Annotated in this window: 11 protein-coding genes and 1 tRNA gene; 3 read left to right on the forward strand and 9 right to left on the reverse strand. The window is 42.4% G+C overall.

Translation table 11 applies throughout. The features are described from left to right. The 6 genes from DDR33_RS12840 to DDR33_RS12865 all read right to left on the reverse strand — a co-directional run. On the reverse strand, positions 1 to 856 hold an 856-nt coding region (locus DDR33_RS12840; protein WP_202913736.1), incomplete at its 3' end, for an AMP nucleosidase. Between the two features lie 50 nt (positions 857 to 906). Beyond that, positions 907 to 2148: an ATP-dependent Clp protease ATP-binding subunit ClpX gene (gene clpX, locus DDR33_RS12845; RefSeq protein WP_109416206.1), complete on the reverse strand. Its 1242-nt coding sequence runs from the start codon at positions 2146 to 2148 to the stop codon at positions 907 to 909. After that, complete coding sequence (gene clpP / locus DDR33_RS12850; RefSeq protein ID WP_109416207.1) at positions 2141 to 2845, reverse strand: ATP-dependent Clp endopeptidase proteolytic subunit ClpP; 705 nt, start codon at positions 2843 to 2845, stop codon at positions 2141 to 2143. The genes clpX and clpP overlap by 8 nt, the downstream gene beginning before the upstream one ends. A gap of 106 nt (positions 2846 to 2951) precedes the next feature. Continuing rightward, positions 2952 to 4298, reverse strand: a complete 1347-nt coding sequence (tig, locus tag DDR33_RS12855) for a trigger factor (protein ID WP_109416208.1) — start codon at positions 4296 to 4298, stop codon at positions 2952 to 2954. 64 nt (positions 4299 to 4362) lie between these two features. After that, positions 4363 to 4444 (reverse strand) — tRNA-Leu (locus tag DDR33_RS12860). 146 nt (positions 4445 to 4590) lie between these two features. Beyond that, entirely contained in the window at positions 4591 to 5469 is an 879-nt protein-coding gene (locus DDR33_RS12865; RefSeq protein ID WP_158280738.1) for a response regulator, read from the reverse strand. Between the two features lie 250 nt (positions 5470 to 5719). Between DDR33_RS12865 and DDR33_RS12870 the strand changes: the two genes are divergently transcribed. The 3 genes from DDR33_RS12870 (at position 5720) to DDR33_RS12880 (ending at position 8169) form a co-directional block, all read left to right on the forward strand. After that, positions 5720 to 6259: a YciE/YciF ferroxidase family protein gene (locus tag DDR33_RS12870; RefSeq protein WP_109416210.1), complete on the forward strand. Its 540-nt coding sequence runs from the start codon at positions 5720 to 5722 to the stop codon at positions 6257 to 6259. A 12-nt stretch (positions 6260 to 6271) separates the two neighbouring features. Beyond that, entirely contained in the window at positions 6272 to 6730 is a 459-nt protein-coding gene (locus DDR33_RS12875) for a ferritin-like domain-containing protein (RefSeq protein ID WP_109416211.1), read from the forward strand. Positions 6731 to 6840: 110 nt separating this feature from the next. Continuing rightward, on the forward strand, positions 6841 to 8169 hold the full coding sequence (locus tag DDR33_RS12880; RefSeq protein WP_109416212.1) for a sigma-54-dependent transcriptional regulator: 1329 nt from the start codon (positions 6841 to 6843) through the stop codon (positions 8167 to 8169). Positions 8170 to 8173: 4 nt separating this feature from the next. On the opposite strand, the gene DDR33_RS12885 is transcribed toward DDR33_RS12880, so the two are convergent. The 3 genes from DDR33_RS12885 to DDR33_RS12895 are packed head-to-tail and all read right to left on the reverse strand — an operon-like array spanning position 8174 to position 14194. Further along, positions 8174 to 10654: a hybrid sensor histidine kinase/response regulator gene (locus tag DDR33_RS12885; RefSeq protein ID WP_109416213.1), complete on the reverse strand. Its 2481-nt coding sequence runs from the start codon at positions 10652 to 10654 to the stop codon at positions 8174 to 8176. Positions 10655 to 10678: 24 nt separating this feature from the next. After that, positions 10679 to 12097, reverse strand: a complete 1419-nt coding sequence (locus DDR33_RS12890) for an exonuclease domain-containing protein (RefSeq protein WP_109416214.1) — start codon at positions 12095 to 12097, stop codon at positions 10679 to 10681. 21 nt (positions 12098 to 12118) lie between these two features. Beyond that, the gene (locus DDR33_RS12895; RefSeq protein WP_109416215.1) at positions 12119 to 14194 is read right to left on the reverse strand and encodes a cation:proton antiporter; all 2076 of its coding nucleotides are present in this window, start codon (positions 14192 to 14194) and stop codon (positions 12119 to 12121) included. Positions 14195 to 14358 lie beyond the last annotated feature (164 nt).

Raw genomic sequence — 14358 nt, forward strand, 5'->3', positions numbered from 1 at the left:
TAAGGTGCTTCACAGTAAGCCCATTATTAATAAGCTGTTCCAGTGAATCAATACCTATCCGAAGATGAGTTTCCACAAATTTTTCTGTAACTTTTGAATCACTTTCAGCTGTCTTAACACCTTCCGGGATCATTGGTTGATCCGATACCAGCAGCAGTGCTCCTGTAGGGATCTTATTAGCAAATCCTGTAGTAAAGATCGTAGCCGTTTCCATGTCCACAGCCATTGCTCTTAGTGACTTCAGATATCTCTTGAATTCTTTATCATGCTCCCATACGCGACGGTTTGTTGTATAAACCGTACCAGTCCAGTAGTCCCTGGAATGATCCCTGATAGTTGTAGAGATCGCTTTTTGCAGGGCGAACGCCGGCAGCGCAGGTACTTCAGCAGGCAGGTAATCATTAGATGTACCCTCACCTCTTATTGCTGCTATCGGAAGGATCAGATCACCTATACTGTTTTTCTTCTTTAACCCTCCGCATTTTCCAAGAAAAAGCACAGCCTTTGGCTGAATGGCGCTAAGCAGATCCATCATAGTAGCCGCCAGGGGACTTCCCATCCCAAAATTGATAATGGTGATCCCGGCAGCCGAAACACTCTGCATAGGTTTATCAAGCCCCATTATCGGAGCATTATCATGCCACTCAGAAAAAAGCTGCAAATACTTAGAAAAGTTAGTCAGGATAATAAATTCCGTAAACTGATTTAGCGGTCTTCCTGTATATCTCGGAAGCCAGTTAGTAACGATCTCCTCTTTGGTCTTCAAGCCTTTTTTTACCGGTGTTTCCACCTCTTTTATCTTCTTTGCCTGTTCTACCACTTCAGGATCTTTCTTTATTTCCTTTTCTTCATTCATAATTATAAACTTTTATATACAAAAAACCCCGAATCTCTTCGGGGCTCTTGTTATGCAACTTTAAGTTTTTTAATATCCGACTTTGCGAACTTTTCAACCGCATAGTCGAGTGTGATAAACAACTCCTTCCCTTGCGGCTTGTCCGACGGCAGCTCAAACATTGCGTCAATCATGATAGCTTCACATATGGAACGGAGTCCCCTTGCACCAAGCTTAAACTCCATGGCCTTGTCCACTATAAACTCAAGCACTTCTTTTTCAAACTCGAGTTGTATCGTCTCGTACTCAAACAGCTTCTTGTATTGTCTGACGAGTGAATTTTTAGGTTCTGTCAAAATATTCAGCAAAGCAGCCCGGTCCAGCGGGTTCAAATGTGTAATTACTGGCAGACGACCTATAAGCTCCGGAATTAATCCGAAAGACCGAAGATCCTGGGGAGTGATGTACTTGTACAGGTTCTTAAGATCTATATTGACATCATCCTTCTTTACCTTGTAACCAACAGTTTGAGTTCTCAGACGGTTAGCAATCTTTTTCTCAATTCCATCAAAAGCTCCGCCACAGATAAACAGAATATTATTCGTGTTCACTGCTATCATCTTTTGATCAGGATGCTTGCGCCCCCCCTGAGGCGGAACATTCACAATAGTTCCTTCCAGGATCTTAAGAAGCGCCTGCTGCACACCTTCACCCGATACATCCCTTGTAATAGATGGATTATCGCTCTTCCTTGCAATCTTATCAACCTCATCGATATAGACGATCCCCCTCTCAGCTGCTGCTACATCATAATCAGCCGCCTGAAGAAGCCTGGTCAAAATACTCTCAACATCCTCTCCTACATATCCGGCCTCTGTAAGCACAGTTGCATCACAGATACAAAAAGGAACATGAAGGATTTTTGCTATAGTTTTAGCCAGTAAGGTCTTTCCCGTTCCTGTTTCCCCAACCATGATGATATTAGACTTCTCAATCTCAACCTCGTCTTTCTCAATCTTCTGGTTTAATCTCTTATAGTGGTTGTAAACAGCAACAGATAAAACCTTTTTAGCATCATCCTGACCTATTACATACTGGTCGAGATGACTCTTTATCTCAAGCGGCTTCATCAGTGTAAGCGCCGAATGAGCAGTTTTACTCTTTCTGGTAGACAGTTCCTCCGCAAGAATCTGATTAGCCTGGGCAACACATTTATCACATATGTGTGCATCAAGCCCTGCTATAAGCATCAGTGTATCCTGCTTACCTGAACCGCAGAAAGAGCATTTTATATCCTTTGAACTTTTACTCATTGTTTACTTTGTTTTCCCCAAGGACTTCATCAATCATTCCGAATTCCTTAGCTTCACTTGCAATCATCCAATAGTCCCTGTCCGAAGCATCGTGAACTTTCTGATATTCCTGTCCCGAGTGACTTGAAATAATATCGTAAAGCTCTCTCTTCAGCTTTAAAATCTCGCGGGCTGTAATCTCGATGTCAGATGCCTGCCCCTGCACTCCTCCAAGAGGTTGATGAATCATTACTCTTGAATGAGATAATGCGGCTCTTTTACCGGCAGCTCCCGCGCAAAGTAGAACAGCAGCCATTGAAGCAGCCATACCTGTACAGATTGTTGCAACATCCGGCGAAATATATTGCATGGTATCATATATTCCTAAGCCGGCATACACCGACCCTCCTGGAGAGTTCACATAAATCTGAATATCGCGTTTCGCATCAGTCGACTGAAGAAACAACAACTGAGCCTGAATGATGTTCGCATTACTATCATAAATCGCATCCCCAAGGAAGATAATTCTGTCCATCATCAACCTCGAGAAAACATCCATCTGCGCAACATTAAGCTGGCGCTCCTCGATAATATAAGGAGTCATTGACATAGGAAGAGCGTTTTTTTCTACCCTGGCAATGAAACTATCTACATGCTGACTGCCGATGCGATGATGTTTAACTGCGTATTTACGAAATTCGTTTTTATCAATATTCATTCGATTAAAAGTTATGTGGTTACTAAGTTAATTTAATTCATGTACAATGCCGGTAATAATTCTGTAAAAGATTAATGGCATAAGTACCACTTATAACCAATATCTTTTAATTCAGTTCCAGAAACTTGCTATATTCTATGTCCTGCTTATCTAATGTAACAACAGTTTTCAGGAAATCAAGGACTTTCGCAGTCTTCACCTCTTCAAAGATCTTGTTTGCATTTTCCTTGTTCTGTAAAAACTGAACAGTATACTGTGCCAACTGATCTTCAGGAAGAGCCTGAGGACTATACATCTTGAACTGAGCATCTAATCTTTGTTTTGCCGTTTCAAAGACGTCTTCATACTTAATTTCCAGGCTATTTGCAGTGATAACTTTGTTTTCAATGAGAGTCCATCTCAAATTACGCGCAAAATCATCGTACCCTTTTTCCAGCTCATCATCCGTCAAATTCTGATTAGTAGCCTTCAGCCAGCGTTTCAGAAAATCATCAGGGAGCTCAAGCTGAAACTTTTCAAGTCCGAATTTTACAATATCATTATGCAGTTTCTGGTCTGCATTCTGAGCCATCATAGATTCGATTTCCGCGCGGATTTTCTCTACAAACTCTTCCTCACTTGTCACCACACCAGCACCAAACAGCTTGTCGAAAAACTCCTGATCCAAATCAGCTTCTTCCAGCCTGTTAACATTTTTTACAGTAAGGCTGAATTTCGATTTAAGCTCACGGGCGTCCTCTTCAGAAATATTCAGAAGCTTCGAAATCTGAAATGCATCACCATCAAATGCTTTCTGAACATCTAATTCAACAACATCATCCTTTTTAAGACCGGTTAACGACTTCTTGATCTCTTCGTCCTTTATCTGGTCGAGTCTCACAGAAGCTGTGCTGTTTATTCCATCTTCAAAAACAGAGCCATCCGGAGATAACTGCGCCAACTGGGCATAAAGAACATCGTCATCTGACGAAACTTCCGGATTTGACATTTTGCCATAACTTTTTCTCAGGTTTTTAATCCTTGATTGAAGTGTTTCTTCATCTGCCTGGATATTGTAATAAACAAGCTTATCAGCCGAAGAGAAATCCAGTTCGAACTCAGGAGCAAGCCCAATCTCGTAATCAAACTCGAAATCGTCATTGTAATCCCAGTTAAACTCTTTACTTTCATCTACTTTAGGAAGCGGCTGCCCAAGAACATCGAGTTTACTTTCAGTAATATAGTTTGTAAGAGAATCGTTCAGGAGGTTATTTATCTCATCAACCAGTATACTTTTGCCGTACATCTTTTTAATATGTGCAGACGGCACCATACCGGGTCTGAAACCAGGAAGTTTTGCCTTCTTCGCCTGGACCTTAATAGCCTTCTCAACCCTATCGCGGTAGTCTTCAGGTTTAATACTTACTTTAACTACAGTGTTCAGGTTATCGATTTTCTCTTGTGTGATATTCATTTTGCGACATTTAATTCATTTAGCTCTATACAAAAATTCCCCCCGCTCTGCGGAGGGAATTAAGTGCGGAAGAAGGGACTCGAACCCCCACGCCTCTCGGCGCCAGATCCTAAGTCTGGTGCGGCTACCAATTACGCCACTTCCGCATTAGGATTAATTAATTTGGAATGCAAAAGTACGTTTTCCTCGCATATCTTCCAATATTTTTTTTCCAAAAGATTAAATAAAAAACATATCTCATTGTTTATCTGAAAGATGCAGTTATCAAAAAAAGAGGGAAAAGTTAAATTCATTATGCAATACCGCCTATTCGCGTATATTTTACTATCCGGCTATGCAGAATTTCCGGATCAAAGGGCTTGGTAAGAACTTCGTCAGCTCCGGATCTCAGCGCTTCAGTTCTCTCTTCTTCCAGGATAGACGCCGTCAGTGAAATGATCGGAATCCTATTAATTTCATCTGTCTGCTGCGATCTTATTATCCTGGTCGCTTCAAATCCACCCATCACAGGCATATAGGTATCCATCAGGATCAGATCGTATTTATTCTCACTTACTTTAGCAAGCACCATCTCGCCGTTATCTGCTATATCTACATCAATGTTCCAGGAAGACAATACTTTTTTTATCATAAACTGGCTGATGGAATTATCTTCCGCAACCAGTATACGTAGATTTTCAAACTTACTAAGCTCCTTCCGAACACTCTTCCTCTCCGGAACACACCTGTCCTTCAGAAGCGTAAGTTCATTTTGAACCCTGCCAGCCTCTGCCTTTTGCTGTTCCAGCTCATTCTTAAGCCTCACTAATGAAAGAAAAAGATCAAATTTAGCATTGACGATATCCGGATTTAAAGGCTTATATAAATAATCAACCCTGCCAACAGAAAACCGGTTAAACGTATTGCGCGAACCAATCAGATTCGTAGTCAGAAATATAAAGGACATATCCTTCAAATAACTGACACTATTAATATTTTTAACAACCGACAGATCGGTCATTTCAGCCATCTCAAGATCCACAACGGCAATAGCAATACTGTCCTCCGAACAAACTTTAAGAGCCTCGGCAACGCTGGAGGTTTTCACCAGTTCAACATTATCGCGTTTTAATAATGTCTCAAGTAAAAGAACATCTTCTGTCTTTTCACAGACCAACAAAACCTTCATCATGTTCATCGTATCAAATTTAGTCTTTGCTATTCATGAATACTATGACATAAGTCAATTTACGGCTAAAAAAAGCTATTAATCGACAAACGCCTGGTATCTAATCATTATTCCGGCATTAAACCGCCGCACAACGCTCAGTCCTGTATACGTTTTTGCCTGTTAAAAAGGTTTCAAAAATCAAGTTACACTTTACAAAAACTCTTTATCACCTCCCCTGTTAAAACGTAAAACAACCTTAAAACTAAATACCATGAAAAAACAAGAATCAAAGACAAGCAACATGCAAATGGAAGAGTCAGGGTTAAAAAACCTGTTTAAAGATGAACTAAAAGACATCTATTGGGCTGAAAAACACCTGGCAAAAGCACTGCCGAAGATGGCAAAAGGAGCTACTTCTGAAGAGTTGAGGACATCTATTGAGCAGCATTTAACCGAAACGGAAAATCAGATAGCCAGACTCGAACAGGTCTTCGAAATACTGGGAGTAAAAGCTGCGGGTAAAAAATGCGAAGCCATGGAAGGGCTCGTTGAAGAAGGCAAAACCATGCTGGAAGAAACCGAAACCGGAAGTATGACCCGAGATGCGGCTATTATCTCTTCTGCGCAAAAAATAGAGCACTACGAAATAGCGTCTTATGGCACTCTTCGCACCCTCGCTAATACCCTTGGACTTACAGAGGCTGCAAATCTTCTTGAGCAAACACTGAACGAAGAAAAGAACACAGATGTGAAGTTAACACAAATCGCTGAAAGCTTTGTTAACGAATCTGCAGGTAGCGAAAAAGAATAGCCTGAAAATTATATGGAAAACACGAATGAAAGAACAGTAGCCAATTTAAAACATCTTCTTTCTATATGTAATGATGGAAAAGAAGGATATAAAACTGCTGCTCAAAATTCTGACTCAGATGAACTCAAAGCACTCTTCTCAACCTACTCAATCCAGCGGGCAGGTTTTGAGATGGAGTTAAAGAAGTGTATTCATCAGTGCAACGCCGATCCGGATAATGAGATCGGAGGCCCGCTGGGCGTTCTTCACAGGGCCTGGATGGAGATCAAGACAATGCTGACCGCCAACGATAACAAAGCCATACTGGAAGCTTGTGTTACGGGTGAAAAAGCAGCAGTAGAGTCTTATTCAAAAGCGCTGGAAGATCCGGAACTTCAGACAGAGGTCAGGGAAATCCTGCTCGTACAATTAAACGGTGTCAGAGACTGCCTAAAGAATATTGAGTCACTTCAGCAGCGCTATGCTGCTTAAAAATTCGGAAATGGGGTGCATACTTTATGCCCCCATTTTTTTCGGCTAATCCCGATTAATATTCAGCTTTTCTTATTTTTGTCACGGGGTATAATAGCCCCTTTTCTAATATGGCCGATATCTTACTGGTTGAAGACGATACAACATTTTCCCTGATCCTTGAAAACTATTTACAAAAAAAAGGGCATAAGATTGTAGCTAAATATGATGTTAAGAGTGGTATAAAAGCACTCGAACAGAAACAATTCGATCTTCTCTTGCTTGATTATCGTCTTCCTGATGGAAATGGACTCCAGGTATTGTCTGCCGCCGGAGAAAAAGGACAACAAGTTCCGGCAGTTATCATGACCAGCTTTAATGATGTAAGAACTGCAGTGAGGGCAATGAGATCAGGAGCGTTCGATTACATCACTAAGCCGGTGAACCCAGATGAACTCAGCATGATTCTGAACGAAGCTCTCGAAGAGAAAGAGCCGGCTCAACCTAAACGAAAAAGCTCGCCATCTCCGTTTATAGAAGGAGAAAGCGAAGCATCCAGGAAACTTCACGAATATATCGGACTCGTTGCCCCTACTGATATGACGATCATCATCCAGGGGGAAAGTGGAACGGGGAAAGAATATGTAGCCAGTTCGATTCATAAGGCGAGTAAAAGAACGGATCAGCCGTTTATCGCTATCGACTGCGGATCTTTATCCAAAGATCTTGCAGCGAGTGAATTATTCGGGCACATAAAAGGCGCTTTCACCGGAGCCCTGCAGGACAAAAAAGGCCAGTTTGAAGCAGCAAACGGCGGAACGCTTTTCCTTGATGAAGTTGGCAATCTCAGCTACGATGTTCAGGTTCAACTATTAAGGGCCATACAGGAAAGGGTCATTCAGCCGCTTGGCAGCAACAACCGGATAAAAGTAGATGTACGGATCATCACTGCTACCAATGAAGATTTGTTAAGCGCAGTCAGCAAAGGGGATTTCCGTGAAGATCTTTATCACCGCCTGAATGAGTTTAAAATCCAGGTCCCGGCGCTCAGGAACCGGGAAAACGATCTCTCTATATTTATAAAGCATTTTATTGACCTCGCTAACACAGAACTCGACCGGAATGTTAAACGGCTTTCACCCGAAGTGAGCGGAATTCTAATGAAATACGACTGGCCGGGAAACCTGCGGGAACTTAAAAACGTGATTAAAAGGATGGTGCTGCTCACAAAAGGAGAAGAAGCAGGAGTAGAAGCTCTGCCGGACGAAATGATAAGCTCCGTTAATCAGGTTTCAAAACCGTCTGGTTCTGATCTTAAAGCGATCAACGAGGCAAACGAAAAAGAGCTGATCATTGAGACTCTCAGGAAAGTGAAATACAACAAATCGCAGGCAGCCAAACTGCTTAACATAGATCGCACAACCCTTTACAATAAAATAGAAAAATACCAGATAGAATAAGCTTTCAAAGCCTGAGGGAATCAAGTTCTTCCGTATACCCGGCAATTCTTCCTTTCAAAGCATTGTCGAGTATAGGGTTATTATTCAAATTTATTTCTTCAGCTCTGAATTTAGCAGCAAGATCTTTAGCTCCTACCTGAGCTGTCCGGCCTGCAATCCTGTGCAACAGTAAGGATACCTCTTCTATTTCATCCTTTTTTATCGCTTCTTTCAATTGAAGGATATCCAGACTTGTATCCTGTTCAAAACGCTGAATGATTCTGGCGATCAGATCCTGGTCACCAAAAGCCATTTTCTCTATCACGCTCCGTTCGGCTTTCGCATTCTTAACTTCATCTTTTTCTGCCGGAATCTTATTACTTCCTGGGCTCAAAAGACCAATCAGCTCAAATTCACGAAAGGGCTTCATCAGCAGTCCATCAAACCCGTATTCCAGGATCTTCGCCCGCTCTTCAGGCAGAGCCTGAGCAGTAAGGGCATAGATCTTCACATGGTTTTTTAGTTTTTTCCTCAAAAGTCCGCACAGTTCTGAACCGTTCATCTGAGGCATTCTCATATCCATTAAAACCACTTGCAGATCTTCCGGCGGCTCCTCGTTCAGAATATCTTCCGGCAATCGAAAACAGTTGTGTCTGATATGATGCTTATCAAACAAAGAACAACACAATTGCAGGATAAATTCATCATCATCTACAATCCACACAAGTCCCTCGAACTCATCATGCCCGGGCTTCATCCCTTCAGCCTTCTTACCAGTCTCCTTCACAGCCACATACTTTAGTTTCACAGTAAAACACGACCCCTTACCCGCTTCACTGCTTGCTTCCACAGTACCGCCCTGGCCTTCAGTCAAAGCTCTTACAATGCTCAGACCGAGTCCCGTACCATTGGCATTAACAGACACCGGCTCCTCGCCCTGCTCAAATTCATTAAAGATCTTTTTTAAGTCCTCATCTTTTATCCCCCTGCCGGTATCCCGTACTTCAAAAGTAAAAAACTGCTTCCTTTTGACGCCGCGGTTATGTACAGTTAAAGATACCTCGCCATCCCGGGTAAACTTAATCGCGTTTCCCAGTAGGTTAAATAAAATCTGTTTCAGCCTGAAAGGATCTCCTATAATAAAATCTACGTCCGAAATCTCTTTTACTAAAACTAAACGCAGCAACTTTCTTTCGGCCTGGGGGCGCATTACCATCATCACTTCATCAAGCAACCTTGAGATACTGAATGTGCTCCTTGTAAATTTAAACTTACCTGAAGTGATCCTGCTATAGTCCAGAACCTCATTCACGATATGAAGCAGATGCACAGACGAATGATAAATGGCATCCAGATCCTTCCTGTCTGGTTTTTCCTGCCCTCTCACCTGCTCCGCATAGCCGATAATGGATTGAAGCGGAGTGCGGATTTCATGACTCATGCTCGACAGGAATCGTTGTTTTGCAGTACTGTGATATTCTGCTTCATCCCTGGCAGTTTCAAGTTCTTCACGATATACGTTGCTTCTGCTGATATCCGTAAGAATAAGGTAAGCAAAAAAAGCAGTCACCAATATAAAACCGATCATAATCAGCTCAATGCTTCTGGCACTTCTGTTCACTACATCTGTAGCTCTCCCATTGTTAAGATCAACCTGCCGTATAGCCTCCTTTTCCACCTCCTGGAGAACGATTAACATTTGGTTGATTAAAATATTTCCCGCATTTGACAGCTCAATCTCCCGGTTTATAAATATAGAACTGCGTTGCCTCTGCTTCTTTTCAATGGTCTTCACAGCCTTCTCCATCGCCTGGATCACGCTGTCAGAACTGGCATGTGCAACCGTATCAACCGTTATGCTGACCTCTTCTTTTACAACCTGCTGCTCCTTGTCATTCTTCTTTCTCCCGAAGAGCTTGTTAAAGAATCCCCGGTCTTTGTCCTTTTTATTTTCACCTTCGGGTACAACAGTAGTAGTAGAGAACTTCTGCTCTGTTGTTACAACCGTGCTGTCTATCTCCGTAGAACTTTTACCAATAAGGTCGTTAAGAGAACTAAGCTGGGTTGTAAAATCTTTTCCATTTACCAGTCCTTCCCTCACCTTAAGATAACTGATAAATAAGCGGTCCCGCTCAGCAAGCAGCCCTCTGATTTCTTCAATACGCTGAATCTGGGAAGAATCTGAATGATAGAGTTTTTTAAGGGAATCCAGGCTGGCCCTCAGTGAATCAGATTCTCTAAGAAAGGCCCTGGAAGAAACAGATTTATTCCTGAAAGCCTGCGAACGCTGCACCTGGTCCAGTCTGGTGATATCACGAAAAAGATTATTCACAAGAGTAAGTTTCTTGTCCGGCGCTGAAATACTTTGAACAGTAGAAAGCATTTCATTAAACGCCACCTTACTTACCGCCCAGGCCAGAATTAACGCAACGAGACCAACACCAAAAGCGATAATGACCTTTCTCTTGATCGTATTGGTATAAGTACTACTTTCAGGATTTGCCATTTTTTTCCTTTTCCCGGTATATCCCTAAACTAAAAACTCCGGCTGAATGTTTGAAACGGCGATTGCTTCCTCCTTACTCTTCGAAACTACCTTCCATGGAAATCTTGAAGCATGATCAAGGATTAAATTCCTGATGTAGTCATTCGACGGACAAGGATTCAGAAGTACTTTAACAGCCCCTAAGTCTGTAACAGGATGAGCAGAAGGCACATACCCCATTCCGTAAAGATTCCCCTGCTCCATCAGAATAACACCCTTTTCATCATTATTCCGCCCTTTATCAACCAGTAAAAACGACGGTGAAGAGACCTTTAGATAAGAAATCGACTCTGCAACCCTCGCATTGTAATCTTCATATAACTCATTTCCTTCACACACTCCCCGGCAATAATGGTTCGATATGCCGGTACACGGATCATTGTTCACCTGAATGAAACATAGCTTAGGGCACAACTCAAACTTTCTAACCAGAGACATCAGGATATTTCTTCCCTCGCTAAGGCTATTGAAAGAAAATAAAGGAAAGGAGTTCTTCCGCCGTTTGTCAATCATCAGTCGCGAATATCCTCTCTGATCTTCATAGCTATACAAACCATAGAGCTGTTCATAACGCTTCATCGCCCGGTTATTGGAAGGCCATAAGCGTTTAATCTCAATCGCTTCCAGAATAAAGGCCATCAGCTCGGTACCACATGGCTCATAACTTACAGAACATATATTTTTCAGGAACTCCTGCCTTTGCCTTCCGGGATTGTTGCCGGTAAAATGCGACACCACACGCTTTTTAATATTAACCGCTTTCCCGACATAGATCACACGTCCTTTACTGTCTTTAAAATAATAAACACCCGGCGTAGAGGGCAATGCATCAATATCATCTCTGCAAAGGCCCGGAGGCAACTGTTGTTCTTTCAGCTTACCATTAAGCAGCAGGTTGACATAACCACTACTATCCTTCTGCAACAAAAGTGTAAAAAGCGTAGCTGTGGCCTTTGCGTCCCCGGCTGCCCGGTGTCTGCTGTCATTCAGAATATTAAGATGAGAACAAAGCTTCCCCAGACTGTAAGAAGATAATCCCGGAAAAATCTTCCGGCACAGACGGACAGTGCAAAGCTTCTTACATTGAAGATCGAACCCATATAACGAAAGATGATGTTTCAAAAATGAATAGTCAAAATTGACATTATGGGCAACGAATATTTTGTCACAGAGCAGTTCATAAATTTCGGATGCAACATCTTTAAATTCAGGGGCGTCCGCAAGCATCCCGTCATGAATTCCGGTAAGAGCGCGAATATAAACAGGAACTGGGATCCCCGGATTGATCAGGGTCTCATAATGGCGCACAACATGATTACCGTCATGTATTAAAACGGCAATTTCAGTGATACCGTTGGCAGATGCATGCCCTCCCGTTGTCTCAATATCCACTATTGCATACATCTTACAAAGATAAATATAAGCTTACAACTCTCCTATCGAGCCCAGGGGAGTGTCCTCGTACGAATAAACACTCACCTTTGGGTAGACAAGGATCTTGGTCACCGATCCCAAATAACGTTCCAGTTTGGTCTGCAATCCGTCAAATGCTTTCTGGTAAGATTGTGATTCTTTTCTTGCCGCAACAAAAACGAGAAGATCATCAGGTTTAAGCCGGCTCTTTATTGCATCTGTATCTTCCAGATCAAACTGATCCGCAAAGTTAAAATGCGCCGTAATCTTTCTTTCATCCAGGAAACTTGTTACAGCCGCCTGGGTCTTCAGATTACAATAGCAATAAACCGGGGCTGAGAGTTCTTTAGCCAAAAGGCAAACTTTTGATAACCACACAGAAAAACCAGCTTCCGATTCAGACAGGGGGGGACATAAAAGGACGATCCTGTCATGCACCGCAATCGGTCTCGTCAAATGACAAATAAACAGGTTCTTATCTGTACCTTCTATAATGGTTTCCGTTTTGTCCCCCATAAACTTATTCAGAAAAGTCGTCTTCCGCGGCCAGCCCGACATAATAATGGTGGCTCCCTTCTCTCTCGCTGTGCGGATCACACCGCTTGCTGCATTATAATCAATGGTGGTGATCACGTCGATGCCGGCTTCTGCCGCCGCTGCATAATGCAGTAAACCGTCCAGCCTCTTGCGGGCAAGTCTCAGATTATTCTCGGCATCTTCGTTATTATGAACTACAGATAAAAGCCTTATAGGATTTGCAGAACCCTTTTCCTTCAGCAGCACAGCCAGATCAAGCATCGCTTCCAGCTTATCAAAATTGGCTATCGGTACAAGAATATTCTCCGGTTCTTCCAGGTCTGTATTCTCCGGCAAATATTCTTCCTCTGTAGCCATGATTTTTTTAGCAGCATGCTCTGTAGCAAACGACGCAACAATACATGTTGCAAGAATAAGAATGATGGTACCATTAAGAATGCTTTTATCGATAATTCCTGCATTATATCCTACCAGAATAATTGCCAGCGTAGCAGCGGCGTGGGCACTGCTCAAACCAAATATCAGCAGAGATTGAGCTTTCGTGTATTTGAACACCGCACCTGTCAGCACAGAAGCAAGCCATTTACTTGAAATTGCTACTGTAGTCAGCGCTCCGGCAACAATTAACGCCTCCGGCCCTTCCAGCAACACTCTTAGATCTACAATCATCCCGACACTGATCAGGAAGAACGGAATAAACAGGGCATTACCAGTGAATTCTATTCTATTCATTAATGAAGAAGAGGACGGAATGAGCCGGTTAAGAGCCAACCCCGCAACAAAAGCCCCGATAATAGGCTCAACCCCTGCGAGCTGCGCCAGGAAAGCAGCAAAAAACACAACCGAGAGGACGAAGATATAGTGAGATGTCTTCTCACTCTCAAGTCTGGTAAAAAACCACTTGGTTATCTTCGGTATGAACAGGAACATGATTACAGAAAAAAGGGCCAGCGAAAGAACCAGTTGAATCCAGAACTGGTAATTCAACGATCCCTCACTTGATCCCATGATCACAGCCAGAATAATCAGCACAGCAGTATCAGTAAGGATCGTTCCCCCTACAGTTATTGCCACAGCCTCATTTCTTGATACGCCGTAACGCGTAACTACCGGATAAGCTACCAGGGTATGAGTAGCAAACATGCTCGCTGTCAGAATAGATGTAGACCAGGAGAAGCCAAGAAGATAATAACATACTGGCAATCCCAGCATCAGTGGTATAATAAAGGTGAAAAAGCCAAATGCAAAACTCTTATACTTTTTCTTCCTGAACTCATTCATATCAAGCTCCAATCCGGCGATAAACATGATGTAGAGGAGCCCGATGGTGGAAAAAAGATTAACTGCAGAATTTTTCTCCAGTACATTAAATCCGTTAGGCCCTATCACGATTCCAGATACGATGAATCCTATAATACCGGGCACCTTTATCTTCCCCAGGATCAAAGGAGCCAGCAGGATAATAAAAAGAATCACGGAAAATACAAGGACTGGACTTTTTAAAGGGAGTTGAAATTCAGACAGAAGATGATTAACGACACTATTACTCATAAGCTAGCTTCCTTACGGAAAATTCACACTTTTAAAGATGCTGAAATGCCTTAGCAGCATACCAGTTTTTATAAGCTATCCGTAAAGGTAGTAAATAATAGTAAAGGCAAAAACGCATCTAAGATGTCCGCAACTTAAGCCGCAGTTCTAAAAACGGACCGGGC

The sequence above is a fragment of the Pararcticibacter amylolyticus genome, assembly GCF_003130405.1.
GTDB lineage: Bacteria > Bacteroidota > Bacteroidia > Sphingobacteriales > Sphingobacteriaceae > Arcticibacter > Arcticibacter amylolyticus.